Origin of the sequence: Nonomuraea fuscirosea (assembly GCF_035917475.1) — a bacterium.
GTDB classification, from domain to species: domain Bacteria; phylum Actinomycetota; class Actinomycetes; order Streptosporangiales; family Streptosporangiaceae; genus Nonomuraea; species Nonomuraea fuscirosea.
Window position 1 is genome coordinate 5,660,397 of sequence record NZ_CP109074.1, and the last position, 26,859, is coordinate 5,687,255.

Below are 26,859 nucleotides of genomic sequence, written 5' to 3' on the forward strand. Positions count from 1 at the left end.
CATGCGGATCACGGTCACGGTGAACGGGCAGCCGTACACCAGGGACGTCGAGCCGAGGCTGCTGCTCGTGCACTTCCTGCGCGACGAGCTGGACCTGACCGGCACCCACTGGGGCTGCGACACCTCCAACTGCGGCGTCTGCACCGTCCAGCTCGACGGCGTGCCGGTCAAGTCGTGCACGGTGCTGGCCGTCATGGCCGACGGGCACGAGGTGACCACGGTCGAGGGCCTGGAGCGGGACGGCGAGCTGGACGCGGTGCAGAAGGGGTTCGTGGAGTGCCACGGGCTGCAGTGCGGGTTCTGCACGCCGGGCATGCTGCTGACCGCGCGCTGGCTGCTGGACCGGAACCCGGACCCGGACGAGGGGCAGATCCGCGAGGCGATCTCGGGTCAGCTGTGCCGGTGCACGGGCTACGAGAACATCGTGCGGTCGATCCGATGGGCGGCGGAGGCGGGCAGATGAGCTACGGACCCATGCACCGCAAGGAGGACGCGCGCTTCATCAGGGGGCGCGGCAACTACACCGACGACGTGCGGCTGCCCGGCATGCTGTACGGCGCGATCCTGCGCAGCCCGCACGCCCACGCCCGCATCGTCTCGGTCGACACGAGCGCGGCCGAGGCGCATCCGAAGGTCAGGGCCGTCATCACCGGCCAGACCCTGGCGGGGCTGAACCTGGCCTGGATGCCCACGCTGTCGCAGGACACGCAGGCCGTGCTGGCCACGGACAAGGTGCGCTTCCAGGGGCAGGAGGTCGCGTTCGTGGTGGCGGAGGACGCCTACTCGGCCCGCGACGCGCTGGAGCTGATCGACGTCGAGTACGAGCCCCTCGACGCGGTCATCGACGCCAGGAACGCCCTCGACCCCGGCGCCCCGGTGATCAGGGACGATCTCGAAGGGCGTACCGGCAACCACATCTTCGACTGGGAGGCCGGCGACAGGGCGCGGACCGACGCGCTCTTCGAGCAGGCGGAGGTGACGGTCGCGCAGGACATGGTCTATCCGCGCGTGCATCCGGCGCCGCTGGAGACGTGCGGCGCGCTGGCCGACTTCGACAAGGTCACCGGCAAGCTCACGGTCTGGTGCCCGACGCAGGCGCCGCACGCGCACCGCACGCTGTACGCGATGGTGGCCGGGCTGCCCGAGCACAAGATCCGGGTGATCTCGCCGGACATCGGCGGCGGCTTCGGCGGAAAGGTCGGGATTTATCCAGGATATGTCTGCGCGATCGTCGGCTCGATCGTCACCGGCAAGCCGGTCAAGTGGATGGAGGACCGCTCGGAGAACCTCATGAGCACCGCCTTCGCCCGCGACTACCACATGCGCGGCGAGGTCGCCGCGACGCGCGACGGCCGCATCCAGGCGATCAGGGTGAAGGTGCTGGCCGACCACGGCGCGTTCAACGGCACCGCGCAGCCGACCAAGTTCCCGGCCGGCTTCTTCCACGTCTTCTCCGGCTCGTACGACATCGAGGCCGCCCACTGCGAGGTCACCGGCGTCTACACCAACAAGGCCCCCGGCGGCGTCGCCTACGCCTGCTCCTTCCGTGTCACCGAGGCCGTCTACCTGGTCGAGCGCATGGTGGACGTGCTGGCGGCCGAGCTCGGCCTGGACCCGGCCGAGCTGCGCATGCGCAACCTGCTCAAGCCGGAGCAGTTCCCCTACACCTCGCCCACCGGCTGGGAGTACGACTCCGGCGACTACCCCAAGGCGCTGCGCCTGGCCATGGACATGGCGGGCTACGACAAGCTCCGCGCCGAGCAGGCCGACAAGCGGGCCAGGGGCGAGCTGATGGGCATCGGCGTCAGCTTCTTCACCGAGGCCGTCGGGGCGGGCCCGCGCAAGCACATGGACATCCTCGGCCTCGGCATGGCCGACGGCGCCGAGCTGCGCGTGCACCCGACGGGCAAGGCGGTGCTGCGGGTGTCGTGCCAGTCGCAGGGCCAGGGGCACGAGACCACATTCGCCCAGATCGTCGGGCAGGAGCTGGGCATCCCGGCCGACGACGTGGAGGTCGTGCACGGCGACACCGACCAGACACCGTTCGGCCTCGGCACCTACGGCTCGCGCTCCACCCCCGTCTCCGGCGCCGCCGCGGCCCTGGTGTCGCGGAAGGTGCGCGACCGCGCCAAGATCGTCGCGGCGGCCATGCTGGAGGCGTCGCCCGACGACCTGGAGTGGGCCGACGGGAAGTGGTCGGTGGTGGGCGACCCGTCCGCCGGCCGGTCGATGGCCGAGATCGCGCTGGCCGCGCACTCCAACCTGGAGCTGCCCGACGGCGTCGAGGGCCACCTGGACGCCGTCACCGTCTACAACCCGCCCAACCTGACCTACCCGTTCGGGGCCTACATCTGCGTCGTGGACGTCGACCCCGGCACCGGGCAGGTGAAGGTGCGCAGGTTCGTCGCGGTGGACGACTGCGGGGTGCGGATCAACCCGATGATCGTCGAGGGGCAGATCCACGGCGGGCTGGCCGACGGCGTGGGCATGGCGCTCATGCAGGTGATGGCGTTCGACGAGGACGGCAACCACCTGGGCGCCTCGTTCATGGACTACCTGCTGCCGACCGCGATGGAGTGCCCGTCGTGGGAGCTGGGCGCGACCGTGACGCCCTCGCCGACGCATCCGATCGGGGCCAAGGGCGTCGGGGAGTCGGCCACGGTCGGGTCGCCGGCGGCCGTGGTCAACGCCGTGGTGGACGCGCTCGGGCCGTACGGGGTGCGGCACGCGGACATGCCGCTCACTCCGGCGAACGTGTGGCGGGTCGTCAACGGCGATCCCTTCCGTACGGACCTGGCGATCCCGTGAGCGGGCGGGGCCGCGCACGCGGCGGCGCGGCGGAGGAGAGTTCGTGACCGAGTTCCTGGGCATGCCGGCGCCCCGCCCATCCGGGCGGGCGCCGGTCCCGCACGCCGCACATCCCCCGGGCCTGGACGCCGCACATCCTCCGGGCCCGGATGCCACTCGCTTCCCTGGGCCCGAGGCCGTCCGGTCCCGGGATCTGGAGGCCAGGGTGGCCTCGTTGCGGTCGTCGCGGGTGCCGTACGTGCTGGCCACGGTCGTGCGGGCGCGGCGGCCCACCAGCGCGAAGGCGGGAGACCGCGCGCTGGTGCTGTCCGACGGGACCATCGAGGGGTTCGTCGGCGGGATCTGCGCCACCGACACCGTCCGCGCCCAGGGCCTGCGGCTGCTGCGCACCGGCGACTCCACACTGCTGCGGATCACGCCGGAGGCCGAGGCGCCGCACGAGGAGGAGGGCCTGGTCGCGGTGGGCCAGCCGTGCCTGTCCGGCGGCACGCTGGAGATCTTCCTGGAGGCCGTGCTGCCGCCCGTACTGGTGCGGGTGCACGGCGACGGGCCCATCGCACGCGCTCTGGTCACGGTCGGCGCGGCGCTCGGCTACACCGTCGAGTCCGCCGCGGGCCCGACCGCCACCGGCACCGCCGCCCCGCCTGTCGCCGCGGACACCGCCGCCATGCCCATCGCCGCGGACACCGCCGCCGTGCTGGTCGCCTCGCACGGCGTCGGCGAGGAGCCCGTACTGCGCGAGGCGCTGGAGCGGGGCGTGCCGTACATCGGGCTGATCGCCAGCCGCAAGCGCGGCGCGGCGGTGCTGGCGCGGGTGGAGGGAGGAGAGCGGGTGCACGTTCCGGCGGGTCTGGACATCGGGGCCAGAACGCCCGGCGAGGTGGCGGTCTCCGTGTACGCGGAGGTCATCGCACTTCGCTGAGCGGTGGTATCAGCGCGTGACGGTCCGGGTACGTCATGCAAGGTACAACGCAGCCCCGGGAAGCTCCCTGCCGCTCCTCGGCGAGCGAAAGGGATGTCCATGCTGACGAAAACGGCCGGTCAAGCACTGACGGACGAGCGCCCCGCCCCGGACCAGGGCCGGTCCCAGCCGGGCAGCCTGGAGCGGGGCATCGACCTCCTCCTCGCGCTCAGCGCGGCCTCCCGCCCTGTCACGCTGTCGCAGCTGTGCCGGAGCACCGGCCTGCCCAAGTCGACGGCGCACCGCATCCTGGGCGTGCTGTGCTCGCGGGAGCTGGCGCGGCGGGTGGGCAGCGCGTACCTGCCGGGCGAGCTGCTGGAGTCGATGGCGGGCATCACGCGCGCCCGCGTCCCCGGCACCCGCACGGTCGTGCTCCCCTACCTGCTCCACCTGTACGAGACCGCCAGGCAGACGGTCAACCTGGCCGTCCCCTGGGGTCTGGAGGCCCGCTACGTCGAGCGGCTCTACGGCCACGACCGGGTGCGCTCGCGCTCCGACGACTCCGACCGCGCGCCGCTGCACTGCACCGCGACCGGCAAGGCGCTGCTGGCCTATGACCCGCGCCTGCGCAGGGAGGTGCTGGCGCGCGGCTCGTTCGAACGGATGACCCGCCGCACGATCACCACCCTGGCCGGCCTCGAACGCGAGCTGGCCCAGGTCCGCAGGCACGGCGTCGCCTACAGCCAGGAGGAGTTCACCGAGGGCGTGGCCTGCGTGGCCGCGCCGGTCTTCGGCCCCTGCGGGCGGATCCGCATGGCGGTGGGGGTGGCGGCACCGGCCCACGCGGCGCCGCTGGCCAAACTGAGCATCTCCGTCCGCGGCGCGGCCCAGGCCATCTCCGCCGCCTTCCTCGGCGGCTGACCTCGTCCCGAAGAGCCGGCTTCGCGGGTGGCCCCGTTCCGGTCAGCCGGCTCCCCCTGCCCTGCTCGGCGGCTGACCCCGTTCCGACAAGCTGTCTGCGCCGCCGTCCTCGGCGGGAGGAGCCGTTCCGGTGACCGGAACGGCGTCAGATCTTGAGGCCGGAAGTGTTCCACTGGCCGAAATCCTCGATTGCGGACGCGGGCCCGGGACGATCACATCTGCATATGAACGTCCCCGCCGCTCCGGCCACCGAGGAGGCGTCCGCGACCCGCCGGGTCAGGCCCCGGAGAGCCCCGGGCTCGCGGGCGCCGGCCGGATCGCGGGAGGCGACCCGTGCCTAGGGGGCTGCCCAGGGCCACGGTGCTGGAGAGCCTGCGCCTGGCCGCGACGCTCGTACCGCCAGGATCGGCGCAGATGACCCACGGCCGCGACCCGCTGCGCTGCCGGGCGCTGCTGGCCGCGCTGGAGTCCCGCTACGGCGGCCGGCCCGTGCTGGTGCGCGGGCTGCGCGGGCGGGTCCTGCTCATCATGTCCAAGCGGGACGTGCTGCGGGTGCTGTCGCGCGCGGACCCCGCCTACACCCCCGTGCTGGAGCAGCACGCCTTCGAGCTGCCCACCGACGTGCTGCGCCCGCGCTTCATCGAGATCGCCGCGCAGGAGGCGGCCGAGCTGAGCGGCGGCGTGGTGGACCACGCCCGCCTCGACGCCTGCTGGCGGCGGGTGGCCAGGCGCTGCGTGTACGGCGACGGCGCGGCCAGGGACGAGGAGCTGACCCGGCTGCTGGAGGACCTGACGCGGGCCGGCCGGTGGCGGGCCAGGCGGCGTCAGGAGATCTTGTCCGGCCGCTACGACACCCGCGTCATCGACCACCTGCGCCGTGCCGAGCCCGGCAGCCTGGCCGGGCTGATCGCCGAGACGCCGGAGAACGAGTCGCGCGCGCTCATGCAGGCCGCGTACTGGCTGATGGGGCTGGGCTCGACCGCGGCCGGCCTGACGCAGACCCTGGCGCTGCTCGCCGCCCACCCGGCCCACCGCAAGGCCGCCCGCACCGACCACGACCACCTGCGCGCCTGCCTGCGCGAGGGGCTGCGCCTGTGGCCGCCCGCGCCGGTGCTGTCGCGGGTCACCACGACCGAGACCGACTGGTACGGCACCGCCCTGCCGACGGGCACCACCGTGCTCGTCCCGGTCGCGGCCCACCAGCGCAGCCCGCGCCTGCCGTACGCGAACACGTTCGCGCCCGAGATCTGGCTCGACGGCACCGCCGCCGACGAGTGGTGGGCCATGTCCGGCTGCGACGGGCTGCGCCTGGCGCTCGCCGTCGGCACGGCGTTCCTGGGCGGGATCCTGCGCACCTCCCGCCCCAAGCCGATCGGGCGGCTGCTGTCGCCGCATCGCCCGCTCCCCCATGCGATCGACCTCACCCGGCTGCGCGTCTCGATGCGCCCGCTGCGACGCGACCCTGCTCAGGGCTAGTGGCCAACGGGCGGCCCCTTCCTCCGTTAGAGTCTGGGGTACAAACGGGATGCCGGGCGGCGGAACGGTTCGGGTTGTCACAGGGACGAACCGGCGGGAGGAACGGTTCGGTTTGCGACGGGATGACGACGGCGAGAGGACGGCGACGTTGGGGCGCTCGGGAGGCACTCCTCTGCAGCCGGAAGATCCGCCGGCGATCGGCCCCTATGAGCTGATCAGCCGCCTCGGCTCCGGCGGCATGGGCGTGGTCTACCTCGCCAGGGCGGCCGACGGTCCCCGGGTGGCGCTCAAGGCCATCCGGCGCGACTACACCGCCGACCCCGTCTACCGGGCGCGGTTCCACGAAGAGGTGTCCAACGCGCGCAAGGTGGCCTCGTTCTGCACCGCCCGCGTGCTCGACCACGGCGAGGACCGCGGCGTCCTCTACCTCGTCACCGAGTACATCGACGGCATCTCGCTCGAGGATCACCTCATCGAGCACGGCGCGCTGTCGCCGTCCGTGCTGCACGCCGCCGCCGTGGGCGTGGCCGCCGCGCTGACCGCGATCCACGCGGCCGGGCTCGTGCACCGCGACCTCAAGCCGGCCAACGTGATGCTGACGCTGGCCGGGCCCCGGGTGATCGACTTCGGGCTGGCCCGCTCGACCCACGTCAACTCCCGCCACACCAACGCCGGCATGGTCATGGGCACGCCCGGCTGGATCGCTCCCGAGCAGGTCTTCGAGGGGCGCACCAGCCCGGCGGGCGACGTGTTCGCGTGGGGGTCGCTGATCGCGTACGCGGGGCTGGGCGGGCATCCGTTCGGCGAGGGCGACGCGTACGTGATGGCGGCCAGGGCCCGCCAGGCTCCGCCGGACCTGCGGGGGCTGCCCGCGCCGCTCGACCGGCTGGTCGCCGCGGCCATCCACCCCGACCCGGCGCGCCGGCCCGATGCCAAGCAGCTGCTGCTCGAACTGGTGGGTGCCGCCGACGAGCCGGCCGCCCAGCTCGCCGCGACCAAGCATCTGACCAGCGCGTGGAACCCGTCCGAGTTCGGCCCCCTGACCCCTCCCGACCGCACCGGCCAACTCCCCGGCCCCAACGCCGGCCCTCCACCAGGCCACGCCCCCGGCCCCGCTCCAAGCCACGGCCCCGCCCACGGCCCCACCCCGGGCCCCGCCGCCCCCGGTCAGGCTGCCCCTGGTCAAGCCGCCCCCGGCCCCGCTGCCCCTGGCCAGGCCCCTCACGGCCATGCGGCGTCAGGCCATGCCGGCCCGAGCCACGGCCCCGGGCCCGGCTCCGCCCAGCCACCGCTGACCCCCGAGTCACGCCTGCAACAGCCCCCACCGGCCGAACGCACCGGACCGACACCGGGCTCCGCACACAGGTCTCCCCAACCGCCCCCCGCCGAACGCACCGGACCGACGTCCGGATCGCCGCGCATGCCGCACCAGCCACCGCCGGCCGAGCGCAGCGGGCCCACGCCCAGGCCATCGCGGATGCCGCACCAGCCGCCGCTCGCCGAGCGTACGGGGCCGACGCCTAGGGTGCCGCGCGGGCCACAGCAGCCGCCGCCCGCTGAGCGCACCGGGCCCACGGGCGGGGCGTCACGCGGGCATGTGCCGCTGCACCAGACCGGGCAGGGGCCGCTCCCCCATCAGACGGGGCAGGTACCGCTGCCGCACCACTCGACCACCGGTTCGGGGCGGTTGCCCGGCTATCGGCCGGCCAAGCCGAGGCGGGGGCTGTTCGCGGGCTGTCTGACCGCTCTGGTGATCGCGGTCGTGCTGGTGGTGGTGGTGCTGGCCGTACTGGCGTGGGTGTTCCGTTCCTCTGCCGCCGGTGACGACGGGCCCGTGCAGGACGGCAAGCTGCGCTTCACCGTGACGGGCACCACCTGCCCCAAACCGGCCAAGGCGGCGGCCAAGCGCACGTGCCGGGTCGGCGTACAGGTCAGGAACGTCGGCCAGGAGGCCACGGTGCTCAACCCCGGCCAGCAGAAACTGATCGACGAGGACGACGCGCGACACGGCGGCACCAAGCTGCTCGACAAGGACGGCAAGGAGATCACGCCGATCCGCATCGAAGCGGGCCAGTCGTTCGCCGGCACCCTGGTCTTCGAACTGCCGAAGGACCTGGCGGCGACGACCCTCGAAGTGCACGACTCGGGCCAGAGCGCCGGGGCCAAGGTCAGCCTGGGCTCGTAACCACCCAGTCCGGAGACGGGGGCCGGGTCAGAAGCCCTGCTTCGGGGAGACCACTCCCTCGAGCGGCGCGCCTGTGCCGAAGCGGCGGACGTTGGCGGTGACGCGTTCGGCCAGGCCGCGCCAGTAGGCGGCGCGCGGATTCGCGCTGTGCGGGGTGATGAGCACGTTGTCCAGTTCCCACAGCGGATGCCCGTCCGGCAGCGGCTCCGGGTCGGTGACGTCCAGCGCCGCCCCGCCGATCTGGTCCGCGCGCAGCGCCCGTACCAGGTCGTCGGTGACCACGAGACGGCCTCTGGCGACGTTCACCAGCCACGCGTCCCCGCGCATGAGCTCGAACTCGCCCGCCCCGAACATACCGGCGGTCTGCGGAGTGGCGGGAGCGGCGACGACGACGTAGTCGGCCTCGGGCAGCACCTCGCGATAACGGGCGCGCGGCACGACCTTGGCCGCGCCGGGCACCTCGCCGCGGTCGCTGACCGCCACCACCGTGCAGCCGAACGGCTCCAGCAGCCGGATCAGCGACTGGCCGATGCCGCCGCTGCCGATGATCGCGACCGTCGAACGGGCGAGCTCCCTGGAGCCGTTGGGCCCCCAGCTCTTCACTCTGGCCGCCCGGTACAGCCCCTTGGCCGCGGCCAGCATCATGGCCAGCGCGTGCTCGGCGACCTGCGGGCCGTACGAGCCGGTGGCGGCGGTGAAGACGGGGTCGTCGGTGACGACGCCGGCGGTGGTCCAGCGTTCGACGCCCGCGTGCGGCAGCTGCACCCAGGAGATGCCCTCGTGGATCATCGAACGCAGCTCGGCCGGGTCGTCGCTGCCGTAGTAGACGATCGCCTCGGCCTCCTCCAGGGGCACGACGCGCCCGCCTGCGCGGCGTACGGCGTCGATGAGCGCGGGTACGGGCTCGGGCCCGACGTGAACGGCGACGGTCATCGAGGGCGGCCTTCCGGTCGTAACTCATTGATCACGGGTGAGCATATATCGCACCCGATGCCGGGAGTTCGCCGCCATGACCGTACGTGATGCGGACGGGTCCGGCGCGGGTGCCCAGGTCCGCCGAGCATCAGCACGGCGCCCGGCCCAGGTACTCAGGCGGCTGAGCGCCCGCACGGCTCCCGGCGTGGGTGCTCAGCGGGCCTCGGCGAGGCGGGCGAGGAGGGCGGTGACGCGCTCGCCCGCCGCCTGGGCGCCGCCCGAGGTCAGGGCCGAGCCCATGCCGCAGGCGACGGCGCCGGCCGCGATCCAGTCGGGCGCGTTGTCGATCGTCACGCCGCCGGTGGGGATCGCGGGCGTCTGGGGCAGCGCGGCGCGTACGTCACGCAGCCAGGACGGCGACACGGCGGAGGCGGGGAAGATCTTGACCGCGTCCGCCCCCTCCTCCAATGCCCGGACGATCTCGCTCGGCGTGGCCACGCCGGGGAAGACGGGCACGCCGTAACGGTGGCCGGCGCGGATCACCTCGGGGTGGAGGTTGGGCGAGACCAGGAAGCGCGCCCCCACCTCGACGGCGGCGCGGGCGGCGGCGGCGTCGAGCACGGTGCCGGCCCCGATCAGCGCCTCGGGCCGCTGCTCGGTGAGCCGCGCGACGGCGGTGAGCGCGCGGGGCGTGGTGAGCGCCACCTCCACCGCGCGCAGCCCGGCGTCGAGCACCGCCTCGGCGGCGGCGACCGCCTCCTGCGGCCCCGCGCTCCTGACGATCCCGAACACCCGCTGCGCGGTGACGGCCTCGACGATCTCCCAGCGGTACATGACGTCCCTTCGATCGCGCCCCCGTGAAGGCGGCGGCTTGCGGTAACAGTCTCCCCGACCTCGCCGGAGGCGGCGGTCAGCGGTACACGGTCTCCCCCGCTTCGGTGAACCCGGCCAGCGCGCGGTCCAGGGCGGCCCGGTCGGGGAGCCCGTCGGTGTCGGTGGCGCACTGCACCACGAGTGCCGCCACGGCCGCCGCCTCGCGCAGGCACACCTCGTACGCCATCCCGCGCAGCAACCCGGACAGGAACCCGGCCGCGAAGGCGTCCCCCGCGCCGACCGGATCGGTGACGGGCACCGGGTACGCCTCCTGCCGCAGCGCCCCGCACGTGGCCGACTTGTCGCGGTGCTTGACCACGACGAGCCCGTCCAGGCCCGCCGGATCCACCTGGAGCAGCTCCAGCTCGTCCTCCCCCGCCAGCACCACGTCGGCCCGGCCGAGCAGCGGCGCGACCCGCTCCCGCCACAGCGCGGGCGGGCCCAGCTTGAGCCGGATGTTCGGGTCGAAGGAGACCAGCGCGCCCGCCTGCCGGGCCAGGTCGAGCAGCCGCAGCGTGGCCTGGTGCGCCGAGCCGGACAGCATGGGCGTGATCCCGGTGACGTGGACGATCCGCGCCCCCCGCACCATGTCGAACGTCAGCTCCTCCGGCTCCAGCCGGGAGGCGGCCGAGCCGGCGCGGTAGTACTGCACGTCGATGGCCCTGGCCGGATGGCTGTCACGCAGCAGCAGCCCGGTCGGCGCGGACGGGTCCGTGACGGCGTGGCGGGTGTCGACGCCCTCGGCGCGCAGCATGGCCAGCACGGACGCGCCGGCCGGATCGGCGCCGACCCGGCCGAGCCAGCGCACCTCGTGGCCGAGCCGGGCCAGGCCGGCGGCCACGTTGGTCTCCGCTCCCGCCACAGAGCGCCGGAACGTGGTGGCGCGTTCCAGCGGGATGCCCGGCTCGGCCAGCATCAGCAGCATCGCCTCACCGCACACCACGACACTCACGCTTCGAGCTCCCTGATCGTCTCTGCTCCACCGGGGGCGGTGAGCCGTACTATCAAATCACCTTTATTGCGACTTATCGGTCACCAGCCCCGCAGGCGGTTCCCTTGACCACGAGCCGCCCCTGAGTGACGCTGAAACAGGAGAACAGTGCGGGGGCATCACTCGTGAGGCGTCCATTCATCACCTTGCTGGCCGCCAACGCCCTGTCCACCACCGGCAACATGCTCTCCATCCTCGCCGTCCCGTGGTTCGTCCTGGACACGACCGGCAGCGCCGCCCTGACCGGGCTGGCCGCGTTCGCGATGACCTTTCCCATCGTCATCTCCGCCGCCTTCGGCGGCACGCTGGTGGACTGGCTCGGGTTCCGGGTCACGAGCGTGCTGTCCGACCTGGTCAGCGGCCTGCTCGTGCTGGCGCTGCCGGTGCTGTTCCTGACCGGCGGCCTGAGTTATCCGCTGCTCCTGGTGCTGCTGTTCCTGCGCTGGACGGCCTCCACTCCCGGGGAGACCGCGCGCAAGGCCATGCTGCCCGACCTCGCGGCGCTGGCCGGCGTGCCGATCGAGCGGGCGACCGCCGCCTACGACGGGGTGTACCGGGGCGCGGCGATGGTGGGCGCGCCGCTGGCCGGGGTGCTGATCCTCTGGCTCGGGCCGAGCCTGCCGCTGTTCGTGGACGGGGTCACGTTCCTGCTGTCCGCGCTGCTGGTGGCGGGCGGGGTGCCGCGGGTGGCCCGGCGCGAACGGGAGCGCGGCGGCTATCTGGACGGCCTGCGGGCGGGGCTGGCGTTCCTGTGGCGGGACCGGCTGCAGCTGAGCGCCACCGCGATGATCGTGGTGGTCAACCTGCTCGACACCGGTGTGACGCAGGTGCTGCTGGCCCTGTACGCGCGCGACGTGGTCGGCGATCCACGCGCGTTCGGCCTGCTCACAGGGGCGCTGGGAGCCGGCGCGGTGGCGGGGACGGTGGTGTACGGGGCGGTCGGCAGCCGATTACCGATGCGGCTGACGTACGGGCTGTGCTTCCTGGTGGCCGGGGTGCCGCGCGTGCTCGTGCTCGCCCTGGACGCGCCGTTCCTCGTCGCGATGGCGGTCACCGCCCTGTCCGGGTTCGCGGCAGGCGCGATCAACCCCATTCTGGGCATCCTGCAGTACGCCCGGATCCCCGTACGGATGCGGGCGAGGGTGATCGGGGCGATGACGGCGGCGGCGTACGCGGGCATGCCGGTGGGCGGCCTGCTGGCCGGGGCGCTGTCCACGCTGACCGGCCTCGAGACCACCCTGCTCGCCTTCACCGTGGTCTACGTGCTGATCTCGGTGCCGCCGTTCGTCCTGCGCACCTGGCGGGAACTGGACAGAGGCCGCCCGGCCGACGCCTGAACGCCCATCCGACCGGGGCGATCAGGCATCCGGCCGACGCCCGAGCAGGCGTCCGGCAGACGCGATCGGGCATCCGGACGACGCGTCAGAGGGTTCAGCCGGCGGCTCTGGCGAGCAGCAGCGGCTCGGTGATCGGAGACTCGTGGGTGCCGGTGACCGTGCAGGCGTGGGCGCCCGCGACCGCGCCCAGGCGGACGCACCGCTCCAGCGGCTCGCCGCGCAGGCTCCCGTACAGGAACCCGGAGACGAACGCGTCGCCGGCGCCGTTGCTGTCGGCCACCGGACCGGGCAGTGGCGCGGCCGGGAAGGCACGAACCTCACCCTCGCGGGAGAGCACCTCACCCTCGCGGACGCGCACCTCGCCCTCGCCGCCGCCGACGAGCACCTCGTCGCGGGTCAGGACGAGGCAGCCGTCGGCTCCGCGCATGCACACGACCGTGCGGGCGCGCCCGCGCGCGATCAGGTCGCGCATGACGGCGGGCGGGTCGGGCAGGGCCGCGGCCGACAGGAAGACCAGGTCGCAGCCGTAGGCGAAGTCCTTCTGGTAGCCGGCGGCGCCGTCCCAGTCGTGCAGGTCGGTGGAGAGCGGCACGCCGTCGAACTCGGGGATGAGGTGACGGCAGAAGTCCATGATCGACAGGTGCACGTGGCGGGGGCGCACGTCCGCGTACAACTGCCTGGGCATGAGCTCGCCGGGCGTCGCCTTGGCGTCGTAGAACGACGTGCGCCGGCCGTCGGGACCCACGAGCAGGACGCTGCGCCGGGTGCCCGCCTCAGCAGGACCCCAGCGGCAGTCGAGGTCGCGCAGCGCGTGGCGGATCAGCGCGCCCTGCGGGTCGTCGCCGATGAGATCGGCGAAGGCGACGCCGAGCCCGAGCGCGTGACAGCCGAGCGCGACGCCCGCGCCGGTGTTGCCGATCCGGTCGGTGACCGGCGGTACCTGATAGGTGTCGCGGTACGGGAGCGGCAGCTCGGGCACGTAGACCGTCGTGTCGACCCCGGCCCCGCCGAGGACGAGGACGTCGTGCCCGCTCACCGGTTGACCAGCGGCCCTGAGCCGGTGGAGCCGCGGACGACCAGCTCGGGCTGGAAGATCAGCTCGACGTGTTTGGCGGGGGCGCCGTTGACCTCTTCGAGCAGAGTCTGCACGGCCGCCGACGCCATCGCCCCGATCGGCTTGCGCACGGTCGTCAGCGGCGGATCGGTGAACGCGATCAGCGGCGAGTCGTCGAACCCGACCACGGACACCTCGCCCGGCACCGACAGCCCCTTCTGCCGGCACGCCCGGATCGCGCCCAGCGCCATCAGGTCGCTCGCGCACACGATGCCGGTGCAGCCGCGGTCGAGCAGCTGCGCGGCGGCGGCCTGCCCGCCCTCGACGGAAAACAGCGAGTGGGCGATCAGGTCGTCCGCGTCGCCCGCGCCGAGCAGCTGTGTCATGGCCTGCCGGTAGCCCTCGATCTTCCTGATCACCGGCACGAACCTGGGCGGCCCGAGCGCGATGCCGATCCGCTCGTGGCCGAGGTCTACCAGGTGCTGCACGGCCAGCCGCGCGGACAGGCGGTCGTCGGGCGAGATGAAGGGGGCGTCGATGTGCTCGCTGTAGCCGTCGACCAGCACGATCGGCAGGCCGCGGTCGGTGAGGCGGGTGTAGCGGTCCATCCGCGCGGTGGTGTCGGCGTGCAGCCCGGAGACGAACACGATGCCGCTGACGCCGCGATCGACGAGCAGCTCGGTGAACTCGTCCTCCGGCGCGCCGCCGGGCAGCTGGGTGCAGAGCACCGGCGTGTAGCCGTGCTGGGTCAGCGCCTTCTCGATGGCCTGCGCGAACGCGGGGAAGATCGGGTTGTCCAGCTCGGGCGTGACCAGGCCGACCAGCCCGTTGCTGCGCTGGCGCAGCCGGGGCGGGCGCTCGTAGCCCATCAGGTCGAGCGCGGTCATCACCGATTGGCGGGTGGCGGCCGAGACCCCGGGTTTGCCGTTGAGCACCCGGCTGACGGTGGCCTCGCTCACCCCGGCCTGGGCGGCGATGTCGGCGAGACGAGCGTGACCGTTCATGCCCTTACTTTACTTTCCGCCGGGCGGCCGAATCCGCTGCTACGGGGACATCGGAGGCGATCGTGAGCTCTCCTGAGACGTCGTGGCGCGCGCGGGTCCCGGCCTGGTGGATCACCGCATCCGGATGCCGAGCGACCATCGTCTCCCCTGCGCGCAACGCGTGCCTCCCCGGACGGTTCCCCATATGAAATCTCTTTCCGCAAATTTACGCAAGCCCTTTCTAACCCGAAATACGGAAATAACGGCGTACGGATGCCCAAAACCCCTGACCGAAACGCCGCCGAATGAGATTCTTTATCTCCAGGGTGGACATGTAGCGTTAAACCGCGATGTACTACCTCTTCAATCAGCCTCGTCCCAGGTGACACGCAAGGTGTGGGCCCATGAGCTCGGTCGTTCTCGACAAAGTGACCAAGGTGTATCCGGGCGGCTACCTGGCAGTCGACCGGCTGAGCCTTCAGGCCGATGACGGCGAGTTCCTCGTCCTCCTCGGCCCCTCAGGATGCGGCAAGTCCACGCTGCTCCGCATGATCGCCGGACTGGAGGAGATCACCGAAGGCGACCTGTGGCTGGACGGCGAGATGGCCAACCACCTGGCCCCGCGCGACCGTGACGTGGCGATGGTGTTCCAGAACGGCGCGCTCTACCCGCACAGGACCGTACGCGGGAACATCGCCTTCCCCCTGGAGATCGCCAAGTCGGACCCGTCGATGGTGCGCGAGCGCGTCACCGAGCTGTCCAAGGCGCTGCACATCGACGAGACCCTCGACCGCCGTCCCGGCACGCTCTCCGGCGGTCAGCGCCAGCGGGTGGCGATGGGCCGGGCGATCGTGCGCCAGCCGAAGCTCTTCCTCATGGACGAGCCGCTGTCGAACCTGGACGCCGGCATGCGCACCGAGCTGCGGATGGAGATCTCCTCGCTGGTCAGGTCGCTCGGCGTGACCACGATCTACGTCACGCACGACCAGGTGGAGGCTCTGACGCTGGCGGACCGGATCGCGATCCTGAATCGCGGCGTCCTGCAGGATGTCGGCACTCCGGCCCAGATTTACAACGATCCAGCGACGGCCTTCGTGGCGGCCTTCCTCAACTCCCAGCAGTTGAACCTTCTGGCGGCCGGGGTCAGGACGCCGCAGAACCAGTACGTCATGCTGGATTTCGGCCCGCACCGGCTCACGTTACCGTGGAGCGATCCCAGGGCGTACGCGATCTCGCAGCACACCGGCGGGCAGGTCCTGGTCGGGCTGCGGCCGGACGGGCTGGCTCCGGTGCCGGAGTCGTACGAGGGGCCGTCCTTCTACGGGCGGGTGCGGGCGCTGGAGTATCACGGGCACGAGTGGCTGGCGTACCTGGAGTGCGGGATGCCCGCCGTGCCGGTGCCCGAGCCGCCGGACCCGCGCCGGCGCGTCAACGGGGCCAGGAACGGGACGGGCAAGGTGTCGGGCATGATGCGCCGGCTCTTCTCGCCGCGGGTGCCGGAGCCGCAGGACCAGGAGCAGGTGGGCCAGAACACCAACAGCGGCATCCACCGCCGCTCCGACCTGATCGTCCGCCTCGGCAACCGGCCCGTCTGGCGCACCGGCGACGCCGCCAAGGTGGCGGTCGACCTCTCCCGCATCATGATCTTCACCTCGGACGGCACCCGCATCGACCCCCCGCGCCGCTAGCCGGGACCACCTTTCGCGTCCCGGGTCCGGTTGCTACGCGTCGTCGTCGGCCAGTTCACGGACGGTGCCACCGCCGGCCTCCAGACTGGCGATCGCCTCCGACAGCCGCCTGCGATTCTCGGGCGAGGCCATCAAGTGGAGCGTCTCGCGCGCCGACTCGTCCTCACGCCAAGACCGCATGACGACCCCCTCAGCCCTGGCGGTGCAGCCCGGTCAGCGTGCCGGGGTCAAAGGAGACGGGGAAGGGCACCACGGTCACCAGCACGTCACCCGCCTTCGCCTCGGCGACCAGCTCGTATCCCTGGGCGCGCAGCTCGAACACCTCGGCCCTGGGCGCGCCGTCACCCATGAGCTCGACCCGGACGAAGTGCGGAATGCCTCCCGCCGCATACTTGGGCGGCTTGATCTCGTAGTCACGACGGTGACTGCTCTTGCCCGGGCTGACGATCTCGACGACGCAGACGACGTCGGCCGAGGAGAGTTTGGCGACGCCTGAAAGCATCGCCTCTGCATGCCCCACCACGATGTCGGGGATCAACCCATCCTCACCGACTTCGAGGTTGCCCGTCTCCACCACTTCGTAGTCCTCAGGACGAGCGTCATCAAGGATGCGAAGCAGGCGCTTGGCTGCGATCGCGTGATCGTAGCCGGGCATGGGACTCACCAGAAAACTCCCGTCGATCAACTCGATGCGCTCCCCCGTTTCGGGCAGCCTCAACCAGTCCTCGACGGTGTAGTCGCCTGTATCCTGTGGCACGGCGAAAAGCCTGGCACGACCGGGCGGCGGATGAGCATCGAGCCAGCCGTCTTCCGGCAGAGCAGTCATCGCCTCATCGCCTTCCATGAGTGAGAGTCTGGCACGCCCCCAAGGCGGGGGCAAAGGGTAGCAGTCCAACTACGTCGAGTGACGAGATCACATTACCTCGCCTTTGCCAAGGTGCGCAGCCGTCCGCGCAAGTCCCGCAGGTCATCAGGAGATCGTCCAGCGGGAGCCGTCGGGGGTGTCCTCGATCGTGACGCCGCCGCGGGTCAACGCCGCGCGCAGGGCGTCGGCGACGTCGTAGCAGCCCTGGCCGCGCAGCTCGGCCCGCAGCGCGAGCAGCGGCTCCATCAGGGACGGGAGGGCCTGGGAGCGCTGGGTGGCGGTCGCGGCCAGCTCGCCGAGGCGGGCGATCAGCAGCCGCATCAGCTCTCTGGCCTGCTCGACCCCGCCGGAGTCCTCCTCCGTGTCGGCGGCCCACTTGACCATCTCCGCCTCCAGGTCGAGCACGGCCTGCGCCGCCGCCACCAGGTCGGGGCGGTCGGCGGCGGCCTTGAACAGCTCTTCGCAGGACTGGATCGACTCCTCCAGCGTCACCTCGGCGGGCAGAGTCTCCGGCTCGGGCAGGGCCGGGACGGGGCCGCCCGCGCCGCCCTCGGCCAGGCGGCGCAGCTCGGCCAGGTCGAGGCGGGTGCCGCTGGGCAGGACCGTCTGCGCGCCGGGCCGGCGCACGGTCAGACCGCCCCGGCCCGCGATCCGTACGGACTCGCTCTCCAGATCGATGACGAGCGCCGTGTGCTCGTCGAGACCGAGCACGGCGGTGCCGGGCGGCAGCTCGCGCTCCATGCGTGAGAGCCGGCGCTCGCCCAGGTAGCAGTAGCGGGTGTCGTGGGTGCCGCCCTCGGCGTTGTCGTAGTGGGGGATCAGCACGGCCTGCAGCCCCAGCGGCTCCAGCAGGTCGATGCCCTCGCGCCAGTGGGGCTCGGCGCCCACCTTGTAGATCTCGTAGACCGGCACCGTGGCCAGGCCCGCCGTGCAGGCCGCCGCCGAGGCCAGCACGGTCACCCCCTCGCGGGCCCTGACCCTGGCCCGCAGGTCGCCGGCCACGCCGGAGCCGGCCCACCGGTCGAGGGCGTAGGTGGGGCTGCCGGGGCCGGAGAACACCCAGTCGGCGCCGGTGATCGCGGGCGCCACCTCCACGTCCAGGCCGACGCTGCGGGCGAAATATTGGCAGGCGCGGGCGGATATGTCGGCGCGGTTTTCCTGAAAGGCGTAGGGAGTGTCGAGCAGCACGGCCCGCGCCCCCGCGCGCAGGGTCCGCGCCGCGGCGCGGTGGATCTCGACCATGGTCGGGCTCGTCTCGCCCGACCCCATCAGCACCAGCAAACCGGGCATGGCTGTCGGCCTCTCTCTCGCACGCCATCGACTACAACCCGGCTCACCGCGCTGGTGCAAGAGCGATGACGATATGCCTATGGAACGCACCTGCACATGATGGGCAGTAAGTTATGGGTGGTGACGGGAAGACACGTGATCTCGGTTGAGACGCTCATGCTACGGGTGGGCACCGACAGTCGCTGGGCCTATCGGCATGCCCTTACCCGGCCGCTACGTGGGGAGAGCCCCGACGAGACGGCGCGCCGGCTGAGCGGGGTCGCGCCCGGCGACCCGGACACGGTGCTGCATTCCACCAGCTGGCGCTACGAACCGGACGGGGAGATCGTCCTGACGTACGCGGTCTGCCCCGATCCGTCGCCCTGGCTGCCCGCGACCGAGGTGCCGGTGCTGGAGATCACCAGGGGCCAGGCGCCGGCGATGCCGTCACCGCAGAGCGTCACCCTGGCCAACGTGGTCGCGCACGCGGTCAGGCACCTGGCCTTCCTGCTGGCCGAGGACCCCGTCGTCGCCCGCGCCCTGTCCCGCCACCCGCGCGTCGGCGCCGCCCTGGGGCCGGTCACGGTATCGGCGTGAGATCCGCCGGCCGAGGTCCTGCATCGGCCGCTCGACGTACCGGTAGGTCAGCGCGCTGACGCCGACGAGCAGCGCCAGGGCCAGGGCGGTCATGGCCACCTGGTACGGCGCCTCCGCCCGCCGCAGATCGCCGCTGACCTGCACGAAGTACTTCAGCACCGGATGATGCACCAGGTAGAGCGAGTAGCTGATCAGCCCGAACCAGACCAGCACCCGGGGCAGCCGCCTGCCGCGCAGCGCCATCCCGCCCGCGAACGTGGCACCGGCCAGCGCGATCGTGGTGAACCACACGTCGGCCTGCACCCACCACCAGCCGCTCTCGATGGCCCACAGCGGCGCGATGCCGACCAGGACCGCGGTGACCGCCACCGGCCACAGCCGGCCGGTGCCGCGCTCCCACCGGTGCACGGCCGTACCCGCGAACATCACCGCCAGCACCGCCGCGCCCAGCCACGGCACCCGGCTGCTCATCAGCAGCAGCACCACCGCCATGACGCCCAGCACGCAGGCCGAGGCGGTACGGAACCGGCCCGCCACCACGCCCGTCAGCCCGACGACGAACACCGCGCACGACACGTACGCCGGCCACGCCCCCTTCAGCACCGCCCCCGACACGATCAGCCCGACCACGACCGCGGCCAGCGCGAAGAGCATCGACAGCAACCCGCTGCGATCGTGCCCGCGGGTCAGGAACAGCGCCGTGACCAGCAGGTAGAACACCATCTCGTACGAGAGCGTCCACATCGTGTCGGCCACCCCGCCCACGCTGACGACGTCGAGCAGCATGGTCGCGTGCGCCGCCACCGCGCTCCCGTCACGGGGAACGGCCTCCCGCACCGGCACCCACCAGGACAGGGCCAGCACCGCGACGATGACGCCGAGGTAGAGCGGGTAGAGGCGGAAGAAGCGGCTGATCCAGAAGGCGCGTACGTCGCCGTGGCGTTCCAGGGACGTGGGGATGATGTAGCCGCTGACCAGGAAGAACACCAGGATGCCGTAGACGCCCAGGTTGAACCAGTACGGTCGCAGGCCGGGCAGGAACCAGGGCAGGAGGTGCTCGGCCACCACCGCCAGGGCGCCGATGCCACGCAGGGCGTCCAGCCAGGCGAGCCTCGTGCCGACGGCCGGGGCCTTGGCGGCGGCCGGGGCCTGTTCCGTGACCGAGGTCTGTTCAGCGACCGGGGCCTGTCCGGTGACCGGGCTCTGGGCGGCGGCCGGGGTCTGGTCGGCGGCTGACGCGGAGGCCGGGGCAGGGGCGGACGCCGGTGCCGAAGCTGCGGCGGGAGCGCGGGAAGGGGTGGCGTCGGGATGCGGGGCGGCTGCGGACACCCGGCCCAACCTACCCGTTACGGGGTGAGTGATGCTGGGGTCTTTCCGTGGCCGGCGCCGCCGGATCCGGCCCGCGACCGGCTACGGGGTGTGGTGGTCGGCCAGGGGGGCGTGGTGGTCGGCGCCGTCAGGACCGTCCGGGTCGGTGTGCACCGTGGCGGCCCGCAGGCGCGGCAGGTCGTGGATGAGCCGGTGCTCGGCCCGTACCGCCACCTCGTGCGCGCGTACGACCGACATGTCGTGATCGACGAGGATCTCCACCTCGGCGTGCAGCGCGTGCCCGATCCACCGCAGCCGCACCGACTCCACCCGCCGCACCCCCTCCACCCCGGCCAGGACGTCTTCCGCCGCGTCCACCAGTGCGGGGTCGACGGCGTCCATGAGCCGGTGGTAGATCTCGCGCGCCGCGTCGCGCAGGACGTAGCAGATGGCGATCGTGATGAGCAGCCCCACGACGGGGTCGGCGAGCGGGAAGCCGAGCGCGGCGCCGCCCGCGCCCAGCAGGACGGCGAGCGAGGTGAAGCCGTCGGTCCTGGCGTGCAGGCCGTCGGCGACCAGGGCGGCCGAGCCGATCTCCCGCCCCACCTTGATGCGGTAGCGGGCCACCCACTCGTTCCCGGCGAACCCGATCACCGCCGCCGCGGCCACCCACCCCACGGCCCTGATCTCCTGGGGGTCCAGCAGCCGCAGGACGGCCTCGTACCCGGCCAGAGCCGCGGAGGCGGTGATGAGCAGCACGATGATGATGCCCGCCAGGTCCTCCGCCCGGCCGTAGCCGTAGGTGTAGCGGCGGGTGGCGGCGCGGCGGCCGAGCGAGAACGCGATGGCCAGCGGCACGGCGGTGAGCGCGTCGGCCAGGTTGTGCAGGGTGTCGCCGAGCAGCGCGACCGAGCCGGAGGCGACGACGATGACCGCCTGGACGGCGGCGGTGACCATGAGGACGGCGAACGAGATGGCCAGCACCCGCATGCCGCGGCTGCTGGACTCCAGTGCGGTATCCGTCTTGCCGGCGGAGTCGTGGCTGTGCGGGGTCACGGCGTGCGCGACCCACCCCAGCACCGCCTTGATCCCCCGCCTCCGCTGATGGCCGTGACCGTGGCCGTGACCGGGGTCGTGCTCGGGGTCGTGCTCGGGGTCGTGCTCGGGCCCGGGGTTGTGCCCGTGACCGTGGCCGTGGTCATGGTCGGGAACGGGGTCGTGGTCGTGATGGTGCGCCGACGGGCCGGTGTTCGGCTGGTCACCCATGGCATCCCCCGATCACGCACGTCATCCCTTCGAGCAGGATAAGGCCCCCTACCAGCCCACCTTCCCCTTGCCGGAGATCAGCGCGCGGGCGATGACCAGGCGCTGGACGTCGTTGGTGCCCTCGCCGATCGCCATCAGCGGCGCGTCCCGGTAGAGCCGTTCGACGACGAACTCCTGCGAGTACCCGTACCCGCCGTGGATCCGCATCGCCTCCAGCGACGCCTTGAGCGCCACCTCGGAGGCGAAGTACTTGGCCATGCCCGCCTCCATGTCCACCCGCTTGCCGCCGTCGGCCTGGGAGGCGGCCCAGTACGTGAGCAGCCGGGCGGCCTGGATCTCGGTGGCCAGGTCGGCGAGCTTGAGCTGGACGGCCTGGAAGTCGGCGATCGGCTGCCCGAACGCGGTGCGCTCGCGCGAGTAGGCCAGCGCGGCGTCGTACGCGGCCTGGGCCACGCCGACGGCGCGGGCGGCGATGTTGATCCGCCCGATCTCCAGCCCGCCCAGCACCTGCTGCATGCCCCGCCCCTCGACGCCGCCGAGCAGGCACGAGACCGGCACGCGTACCTCGTCGAGCACCACCTCGCACGTCTCGGTGCCCTTGTAGCCGAGCTTGGGCAGGTCGCGGCTGACGCCGAAGCCGGCGGACGAGGGGTCGACGAGCAGCACCGACATGCCCTTGTGCGCGGGTTCGGTGATGGAGGTCTTGACCAGCACGGGCAGCGGATCGGCGTGGCGGGCGTTGGTGATCCACGTCTTGGTGCCGGTGACGACGTAGTGGTCGCCGTCGCGTACCGCCCTGGTCTGGATCCCCTGCAGGTCGGTGCCCGCGCCGGGCTCGGTCAGCGCGATCCCGGTACGGCGGGCGCCGCTCGCCAGGTCGGCGAGGTGCAGCCGCTTCTGCTCCTCGGTGCCGTGGCGGGCGATCATCCAGCAGGCCAGCGAGTGGGAGCCGATGGTGCCGGCCACGCCCATCCAGCCGCGCGCGATCTCCTCGAAGACCAGCGCGAACGAGACCATGTCGGCCGCCATGCCGCCGTACTCCTCCGGCACGGACAGCCCGAACAGTCCCATCCGCTTCATCTTGTCGACGATCTCGGTGGGATAGCGGCCGGAGTGCTCCCACTCGGTGGCCACCGGCAGGATCTCCTTGTCCACGAACGCGCGCAGGGTCTCGCGGAACGCCTTCTGCTCGTCGGTCAGCTCGAAGTCCATGTGCCTCTTCTCAGAGCGGTCCGGTCTTGGCCTGGGGGAAGTAGCCCTTGTCGTGCGGGGCGTCGCGTTTGTAGACCATGACGGTCCGCGTCCACGACATGACCTCGTCGCCGTCCTGGTTGAGCCCGCGCGTGTAGCAGGTGACGATCCCTGCGTACGGGCGCGACTTCGACTCCCGCTTGCCGGTCACCTTGGACTCGGCGTAGAGGGTGTCGCCCACAAAGACGGGGTGGGTGAGCTTGATGCCGTCCCAGCCCAGGTTCATGATCGCGGTCTGGCTGACGTCGATGACCGACAGGCCGAGCACGATGGCCACGCTCAGCCCGGAGTTCACGATGATCTTTCCGGTGGGGGCCTTGGCGGCGAAGTGGGCGTTGAAGTGGTTCTGGTTGGTGTTCATGGTCAGCAACGTGAACCAGGTGTTGTCCGACTCGCCGATCGTCCGCCCCATGGGGTGCTGGTAGACGTCCCCAATGGTGAAGTCCTCGTAGTAGCGGCCGATGCTGGGCTCGTGGACGGTCACGTGCGGCTCCTGTTCACCGACGATCAGACCGATCACGTTAGTGACCAGATGATTGTTCGGTCAATCACCCGCGCGCGCGGGCCCCGAGCACCCGCGCGCCGTGGGCGCCTACGCGCGGGCCGCGAGCTTGGCCACCACGTCGACGATGCGGGCGGCGCGCTCCACCTCGGCGCGGTGGAACACCGGCCCGTCGGCGCGGGCGACCACCACGTGCAGCCCGGCGGTGACGACGGGCAGCAGCAGCAACTGCATCTCCTTGGCGTCCACGGTGATGGCCCGCGGCGGCTGCTGGGGCAGCTCGAACTCGGCGGGCGCGGCCATGGAGGCATGCTGGACGGCGCCGTCGGCCACCGCCAGCGACCATTCGGCGCCGCAGAGGCCCGGCAGCGCGTCCACCAGCGTGGCGTAACCCCTGGCGGGTTCGGCGGCGACGTGCATGAGCAGGTCGTAGTCGGGCGCCGAGCCGGGCATCTCCCTGGTGGGCCAGACCCCCTCGACGCGTACGCCCGGCATGGCGGACATCCGGTCGCGCACCTCGGCCGCGCTCACCTGTCCCGGCCAGGAGACGGTGAAGTCGTCCACGGCCCGGCCGGCCTCCCGTTCCAGGACGGTGACCTGGAGGATGTCCGCCCCCAGCGCGCCCAGCGCCTTCGCGACCTGACCGAGACCGCCCGGCCGGTCCGGCAACGACACCCTCAGCCGCAGCAGCATTGCCGCCTCCCTTCCGAAGGCTCCCACATTGCCGCGCAAAGGTTTCCAGGATGTTCCATGCATATGTCGCACATGCTGCGCTTATATCCCAGGATGACGCGTTAAGTCCGGATTGTCGATAAAGGGCGGTTGCGGTTTTCGCAGGCCAGCGGGTGGTCATCGCCCATGCCCAGTCCTCCCACCGGACCACCCCGGCCGGCCGCGCGGTGTGACGCGGCTCTCGGGCCGCGGAGTTGCGTTGGAAAATCCAACCCACCTAGAGTGGGTTTGGTTTTCCAACTGACAAGGAGGCCGCGATGCGCGACGCCGTGATCGTGGAGGCCGTACGCACCCCGATCGGCAAGGGCAAACCCGGCGGCGCCCTGGCCGGGGTGCACCCGGTGGACCTGCTCGCCCATGCCCTGAGCGCCCTGGTAGAGCGCGCCGGGATCGATCCGTCCCTGGTGGACGACGTGATCGGCGGCTCCGTCGACCAGGTGGGCGAGCAGGCCATGAACACCACCCGCAACGCCTGGCTGGCCGCCGGGCTGCCGGAGTCCGTGCCCGCGGTCACCGTGGACCGTCAGTGCGGCTCGTCCCAGCAGGCCGTGCACTTCGCCGCCCAGGGGGTGATGTCCGGCGCGTACGACCTGGTCGTGGCCTGCGGGGTGGAGTCGATGAGCCGCGTCCCCATGTGGTCGAACGTGCCTCCTGGGGCCGACCCGTTCGGCGCCGCCCTGGCCGCCCGCTTCCCCGGGGGCCTGGTGCCGCAGGGCATCAGCGCCGAGCTGATCGCCGCCAAGTGGTCGCTCGGCCGCGAGCGGCTCGACGCGTTCTCGGCCCGTTCGCACGCCAGGGCCGCCGCCGCCTCGTTCTCCGCCGAGCTCGCCCCGCTGGCGGGCCTCGACCGGGACGAGTCGGTACGCCCCTCCACCACGGAGGAGATCCTGGCCGGTCTGAAGCCCGCCTTCGCCGACCCCGGCTACGCCGAGCGGTTCCCGCAGATCGACTGGTCGGTCACCGCGGGCAACTCCAGCCCGATCAACGACGGGGCGGCGGCCGTGCTCGTCACCACCTCGGCGACGGCGGCCCGCCTCGGCCTCAAACCGCTGGCCCGGCTGCACAGCTTCGCCGTCACCGGGTCCGACCCGATTCTCATGCTCACCGGCGTGATCCCGGCGACGGAGAAGGTCCTGCGCCGGGCGGGGCTGCGGCTGGCCGACATCGACCTGTTCGAGGTCAACGAGGCGTTCGCGAGCGTCGTCCTGGCCTGGGAGCAGGAGACCGGCGCCGACCCGGCCAAGGTCAACGTCAAGGGCGGCGCCATCGCCCTCGGCCATCCTCTGGGCGCCAGTGGCGCCCGCATCACCACCACTCTCGTCCACGCCATGCAAGAGCACGGCGCCCGTTACGCACTGCAGACCATGTGCGAGGCGGGCGGCCTGGCCAACGCCCTCATATTGGAGCGAACCTCATGAAGATCTCCGGCAGTGTCGCCCTCGTCACCGGCGCGAACCGCGGCCTCGGCGCCGTCTTTGCCCGTGCCCTCCTGGACCGCGGGGCCCGCACGGTGTACGCCGCCGCCAGGAACCCGGACTCGATCACCGGCCAGGGCCTGACCCCGATCGCGCTCGACGTCACCGACCCCGCCTCCGTGGCGGCCGCCGCCGAACGCTACGCCGACGTCGACCTCCTGATCAACAACGCGGGCGTGTCCATCGGCGGCGGCAGCGTGGAGTCGGCCCGCGCGGAGATGGAGGTCAACTACTTCGGCCCGCTCACCATGAGCCGCGCCTTCGCCCCCGTGCTGGCCGGCAACGGCGGCGGCGCGCTGGTGAACATCCTGTCGGTGCTGTCGTGGGTGACGTTCCCGCGGCCGAAGACGTACGCGGCGTCGAAGGCGGCGGCGTGGTCGCTGACGAACGCGCTGCGGCTGGAGCTGCGCGAGCAGGGCACCCACGTGCTCGGGGTGCACGCCGGCTACATCGACACCGACATGGCCGCCGACATCACCGGCCCCAAGATCAGCCCGGAGGACGTGGTGGTCCAGGCGCTCGACGGGCTGGAGGCGGGCGCGTACGAGGTGCTCGCCGACGACGTCAGCCGCAACGTCAGGGCCGGCCTGTCGGGCGGCCTGGAGCTGCTGTATCCGGAGCTCGTCACGCCCTCTCAGGACGTCTCCGCCTGATCAGGTCGCTGAACGGGCCCGCCTGATCCGCTGGGTCCTCCCGGCGGATCAGGTGTACGGCGAGCAGGGTGAGCCGGGTCCAGCCGGTCACGATGAGGCCCCGCTGCACCAGGCCCGCGTTGGCGGCGTCGTCCGTGAACGCCTGCCCGTACACCGGGAAGAGGACGAGCGTCGCCACCGCCGTGACCGACGAGTAGAGCCGCCACCAGCCCTTGAGCCGGATCGCGACCGCCACGCACGCGACGGGCAGTCCGAAGAAGACCGGCAGGGACGCCAGGTCGTGCGCAGTGTGGTGCCGGCTGCCGGTCATGACGACCCCTTCCGGGGATCCGGGCGGATGACCCTGCATCGGGTCCATCACGAACACGCCCGCGCCGATCAGCCCGATCGGCACGGCCGCCCACCCCGACGCCGGGCTGCGGCGCACACCCGCCGCGAAGGCCGTGATGAGCAAGCCGCAGAACAGCAGCCTTCTGGTGGTCATCGAACCTCTCCTGCGTGGACGAGTTGCGCGACGTCCTGGCGGTCCTGCGTGACGGCGAGCCCGCCGCCACCCGGCCCCAGCCCGGCCTGGCCGACCTGCCCCGCCTCGTCGCGGAGGCCGAGGCGGCGGGCCAGCGGGTCGACTACTCGGCCGGGGACGAGGTGGCGAGGCAGGCGCCGAGATCACCGCGCGCCTGCACCTGTCGGTCGGAGCGGTCAAAGCGCACATCTCCAGCGCGCTCACCAAGCTCGGGCTGACCAACCGCACCCAGCTCGCGGTGCTGGCCCACGACGCCCGCGAGACCCACGACCTCGGCCCCTGACCG

At 72.3% G+C, this 26,859-nt stretch carries 26 protein-coding genes; 12 read left to right on the top strand and 14 right to left on the bottom strand.

Annotated features, from left to right (window positions below):
- The first annotated feature begins 1 nt into the window (after nt 1).
- From OIE67_RS25875 to OIE67_RS25900, 6 genes are all read left to right on the top strand, one after another.
- The gene (locus OIE67_RS25875; RefSeq protein WP_106245005.1) at nt 2-463 is read left to right on the top strand and encodes a (2Fe-2S)-binding protein; all 462 of its coding nucleotides are present in this window, start codon (nt 2-4) and stop codon (nt 461-463) included.
- Entirely contained in the window at nt 460-2,808 is a 2,349-nt protein-coding gene (locus OIE67_RS25880; RefSeq protein WP_326644640.1) for an aerobic carbon-monoxide dehydrogenase large subunit, read from the top strand. The genes OIE67_RS25875 and OIE67_RS25880 overlap by 4 nt, the downstream gene beginning before the upstream one ends.
- A 43-nt stretch (nt 2,809-2,851) precedes the next feature.
- Nucleotides 2,852-3,730: an XdhC family protein gene (locus OIE67_RS25885; RefSeq protein WP_326644642.1), complete on the top strand. Its 879-nt coding sequence runs from the start codon at nt 2,852-2,854 to the stop codon at nt 3,728-3,730.
- A 99-nt stretch (nt 3,731-3,829) separates the two neighbouring features.
- A complete protein-coding gene (locus OIE67_RS25890; protein WP_326644644.1) occupies nt 3,830-4,630 on the top strand; it encodes an IclR family transcriptional regulator in 801 nt (266 codons plus the stop codon).
- A 333-nt stretch (nt 4,631-4,963) separates the two neighbouring features.
- Nucleotides 4,964-6,106: a cytochrome P450 gene (locus OIE67_RS25895; protein ID WP_326644646.1), complete on the top strand. Its 1,143-nt coding sequence runs from the start codon at nt 4,964-4,966 to the stop codon at nt 6,104-6,106.
- 148 nt (nt 6,107-6,254) lie between these two features.
- Complete coding sequence (locus OIE67_RS25900) at nt 6,255-8,291, top strand: protein kinase domain-containing protein (RefSeq protein WP_326644648.1); 2,037 nt, start codon at nt 6,255-6,257, stop codon at nt 8,289-8,291.
- Nucleotides 8,292-8,318: 27 nt separating this feature from the next.
- Here OIE67_RS25900 and OIE67_RS25905 read toward each other — a convergent pair whose 3' ends face one another.
- From OIE67_RS25905 to OIE67_RS25915, 3 genes are all read right to left on the bottom strand, one after another.
- Complete coding sequence (locus tag OIE67_RS25905) at nt 8,319-9,224, bottom strand: D-isomer specific 2-hydroxyacid dehydrogenase family protein (protein ID WP_326644650.1); 906 nt, start codon at nt 9,222-9,224, stop codon at nt 8,319-8,321.
- A gap of 195 nt (nt 9,225-9,419) precedes the next feature.
- The gene (locus tag OIE67_RS25910) at nt 9,420-10,040 is read right to left on the bottom strand and encodes a bifunctional 4-hydroxy-2-oxoglutarate aldolase/2-dehydro-3-deoxy-phosphogluconate aldolase (protein WP_326644652.1); all 621 of its coding nucleotides are present in this window, start codon (nt 10,038-10,040) and stop codon (nt 9,420-9,422) included.
- A 76-nt stretch (nt 10,041-10,116) separates the two neighbouring features.
- A complete protein-coding gene (locus OIE67_RS25915; RefSeq protein ID WP_326644654.1) occupies nt 10,117-11,031 on the bottom strand; it encodes a sugar kinase in 915 nt (304 codons plus the stop codon).
- A 164-nt stretch (nt 11,032-11,195) separates the two neighbouring features.
- Here OIE67_RS25915 and OIE67_RS25920 point away from each other — a divergent pair, with 164 nt between their 5' ends.
- Nucleotides 11,196-12,407, top strand: a complete 1,212-nt coding sequence (locus OIE67_RS25920) for an MFS transporter (RefSeq protein WP_326644657.1) — start codon at nt 11,196-11,198, stop codon at nt 12,405-12,407.
- Nucleotides 12,408-12,501: 94 nt separating this feature from the next.
- On the opposite strand, the gene OIE67_RS25925 is transcribed toward OIE67_RS25920, so the two are convergent.
- A complete protein-coding gene (locus tag OIE67_RS25925) occupies nt 12,502-13,443 on the bottom strand; it encodes a carbohydrate kinase family protein (protein ID WP_326644659.1) in 942 nt (313 codons plus the stop codon).
- Complete coding sequence (locus OIE67_RS25930; RefSeq protein WP_106245021.1) at nt 13,440-14,465, bottom strand: LacI family DNA-binding transcriptional regulator; 1,026 nt, start codon at nt 14,463-14,465, stop codon at nt 13,440-13,442. The genes OIE67_RS25925 and OIE67_RS25930 overlap by 4 nt, the downstream gene beginning before the upstream one ends.
- 383 nt (nt 14,466-14,848) lie before the next feature.
- Here OIE67_RS25930 and OIE67_RS25935 point away from each other — a divergent pair, with 383 nt between their 5' ends.
- The gene (locus OIE67_RS25935; protein WP_326644661.1) at nt 14,849-16,132 is read left to right on the top strand and encodes an ABC transporter ATP-binding protein; all 1,284 of its coding nucleotides are present in this window, start codon (nt 14,849-14,851) and stop codon (nt 16,130-16,132) included.
- A gap of 33 nt (nt 16,133-16,165) precedes the next feature.
- On the opposite strand, the gene OIE67_RS25940 is transcribed toward OIE67_RS25935, so the two are convergent.
- The 8 genes from OIE67_RS25940 to OIE67_RS25975 all read right to left on the bottom strand — a co-directional run bounded on the left by OIE67_RS25940 (nt 16,166) and on the right by OIE67_RS25975 (nt 23,883).
- Complete coding sequence (locus tag OIE67_RS25940) at nt 16,166-16,312, bottom strand: hypothetical protein (RefSeq protein WP_326644663.1); 147 nt, start codon at nt 16,310-16,312, stop codon at nt 16,166-16,168.
- 10 nt (nt 16,313-16,322) lie between these two features.
- The gene (locus OIE67_RS25945; RefSeq protein ID WP_326644666.1) at nt 16,323-16,976 is read right to left on the bottom strand and encodes a Uma2 family endonuclease; all 654 of its coding nucleotides are present in this window, start codon (nt 16,974-16,976) and stop codon (nt 16,323-16,325) included.
- A gap of 126 nt (nt 16,977-17,102) precedes the next feature.
- The gene (locus OIE67_RS25950; protein ID WP_326644667.1) at nt 17,103-18,287 is read right to left on the bottom strand and encodes a hypothetical protein; all 1,185 of its coding nucleotides are present in this window, start codon (nt 18,285-18,287) and stop codon (nt 17,103-17,105) included.
- 426 nt (nt 18,288-18,713) lie between these two features.
- Entirely contained in the window at nt 18,714-20,192 is a 1,479-nt protein-coding gene (locus OIE67_RS25955) for an acyltransferase family protein (protein ID WP_326644669.1), read from the bottom strand.
- 81 nt (nt 20,193-20,273) lie between these two features.
- Nucleotides 20,274-21,437 carry a cation diffusion facilitator family transporter gene (locus OIE67_RS25960; protein ID WP_326644671.1) on the bottom strand — a complete coding sequence of 388 codons (1,164 nt, stop codon included), beginning with the start codon at nt 21,435-21,437 and terminating at the stop codon, nt 20,274-20,276.
- Nucleotides 21,438-21,485: 48 nt separating this feature from the next.
- Nucleotides 21,486-22,649: an acyl-CoA dehydrogenase family protein gene (locus OIE67_RS25965; protein WP_326644673.1), complete on the bottom strand. Its 1,164-nt coding sequence runs from the start codon at nt 22,647-22,649 to the stop codon at nt 21,486-21,488.
- A gap of 10 nt (nt 22,650-22,659) precedes the next feature.
- Nucleotides 22,660-23,208: a MaoC family dehydratase gene (locus OIE67_RS25970; protein WP_326644675.1), complete on the bottom strand. Its 549-nt coding sequence runs from the start codon at nt 23,206-23,208 to the stop codon at nt 22,660-22,662.
- A gap of 72 nt (nt 23,209-23,280) precedes the next feature.
- Nucleotides 23,281-23,883, bottom strand: a complete 603-nt coding sequence (locus OIE67_RS25975; protein ID WP_326644677.1) for an ACT domain-containing protein — start codon at nt 23,881-23,883, stop codon at nt 23,281-23,283.
- 296 nt (nt 23,884-24,179) lie between these two features.
- Here OIE67_RS25975 and OIE67_RS25980 point away from each other — a divergent pair, with 296 nt between their 5' ends.
- Nucleotides 24,180-25,340 (top strand): thiolase family protein, encoded by a 1,161-nt coding sequence (locus tag OIE67_RS25980; RefSeq protein WP_326644679.1) that lies wholly within the window; start codon nt 24,180-24,182, stop codon nt 25,338-25,340.
- Nucleotides 25,337-26,050, top strand: coding sequence for an SDR family oxidoreductase (locus OIE67_RS25985; RefSeq protein ID WP_326644681.1), 714 nt, complete (start codon nt 25,337-25,339; stop codon nt 26,048-26,050). Before OIE67_RS25980 ends, OIE67_RS25985 begins: the two co-directional genes overlap by 4 nt.
- On the opposite strand, the gene OIE67_RS25990 is transcribed toward OIE67_RS25985, so the two are convergent.
- Entirely contained in the window at nt 26,022-26,534 is a 513-nt protein-coding gene (locus OIE67_RS25990; protein ID WP_326644683.1) for a DUF998 domain-containing protein, read from the bottom strand. The two genes, OIE67_RS25985 and OIE67_RS25990, sit on opposite strands and share 29 nt — an antisense overlap.
- Before the next feature lie 14 nt (nt 26,535-26,548).
- On the opposite strand from OIE67_RS25990, the gene OIE67_RS25995 reads away from it, so the two are divergent.
- The gene (locus tag OIE67_RS25995) at nt 26,549-26,791 is read left to right on the top strand and encodes a hypothetical protein (RefSeq protein WP_326644685.1); all 243 of its coding nucleotides are present in this window, start codon (nt 26,549-26,551) and stop codon (nt 26,789-26,791) included.
- Nucleotides 26,734-26,856, top strand: a complete 123-nt coding sequence (locus OIE67_RS26000) for a LuxR C-terminal-related transcriptional regulator (RefSeq protein WP_326645469.1) — start codon at nt 26,734-26,736, stop codon at nt 26,854-26,856. Before OIE67_RS25995 ends, OIE67_RS26000 begins: the two co-directional genes overlap by 58 nt.
- The last annotated feature ends 3 nt before the right edge of the window (nt 26,857-26,859 follow it).

Bases quoted from the DNA above. Each gene is read 5' to 3' on its own strand.
- OIE67_RS25875 (WP_106245005.1), top strand. From the start codon at position 2: ATGCGGATCACGGTCACGGTGAACGGGCAGCCGTACACCAGGGACGTC.
- OIE67_RS25880 (WP_326644640.1), top strand. From the start codon at position 460: ATGAGCTACGGACCCATGCACCGCAAGGAGGACGCGCGCTTCATCAGG.
- OIE67_RS25890 (WP_326644644.1), top strand. From the start codon at position 3,830: ATGCTGACGAAAACGGCCGGTCAAGCACTGACGGACGAGCGCCCCGCC.
- OIE67_RS25905 (WP_326644650.1), bottom strand. From the start codon at position 9,224: ATGACCGTCGCCGTTCACGTCGGGCCCGAGCCCGTACCCGCGCTCATC.
- OIE67_RS25910 (WP_326644652.1), bottom strand. From the start codon at position 10,040: ATGTACCGCTGGGAGATCGTCGAGGCCGTCACCGCGCAGCGGGTGTTC.
- OIE67_RS25930 (WP_106245021.1), bottom strand. From the start codon at position 14,465: ATGAACGGTCACGCTCGTCTCGCCGACATCGCCGCCCAGGCCGGGGTG.
- OIE67_RS25935 (WP_326644661.1), top strand. From the start codon at position 14,849: ATGAGCTCGGTCGTTCTCGACAAAGTGACCAAGGTGTATCCGGGCGGC.
- OIE67_RS25940 (WP_326644663.1), bottom strand. From the start codon at position 16,312: ATGCGGTCTTGGCGTGAGGACGAGTCGGCGCGCGAGACGCTCCACTTG.
- OIE67_RS25945 (WP_326644666.1), bottom strand. From the start codon at position 16,976: ATGGAAGGCGATGAGGCGATGACTGCTCTGCCGGAAGACGGCTGGCTC.
- OIE67_RS25950 (WP_326644667.1), bottom strand. From the start codon at position 18,287: ATGCCCGGTTTGCTGGTGCTGATGGGGTCGGGCGAGACGAGCCCGACC.
- OIE67_RS25960 (WP_326644671.1), bottom strand. From the start codon at position 21,437: ATGGGTGACCAGCCGAACACCGGCCCGTCGGCGCACCATCACGACCAC.
- OIE67_RS25965 (WP_326644673.1), bottom strand. From the start codon at position 22,649: ATGGACTTCGAGCTGACCGACGAGCAGAAGGCGTTCCGCGAGACCCTG.
- OIE67_RS25975 (WP_326644677.1), bottom strand. From the start codon at position 23,883: ATGCTGCTGCGGCTGAGGGTGTCGTTGCCGGACCGGCCGGGCGGTCTC.
- OIE67_RS25980 (WP_326644679.1), top strand. From the start codon at position 24,180: ATGCGCGACGCCGTGATCGTGGAGGCCGTACGCACCCCGATCGGCAAG.
- OIE67_RS25985 (WP_326644681.1), top strand. From the start codon at position 25,337: ATGAAGATCTCCGGCAGTGTCGCCCTCGTCACCGGCGCGAACCGCGGC.
- OIE67_RS25990 (WP_326644683.1), bottom strand. From the start codon at position 26,534: ATGACCACCAGAAGGCTGCTGTTCTGCGGCTTGCTCATCACGGCCTTC.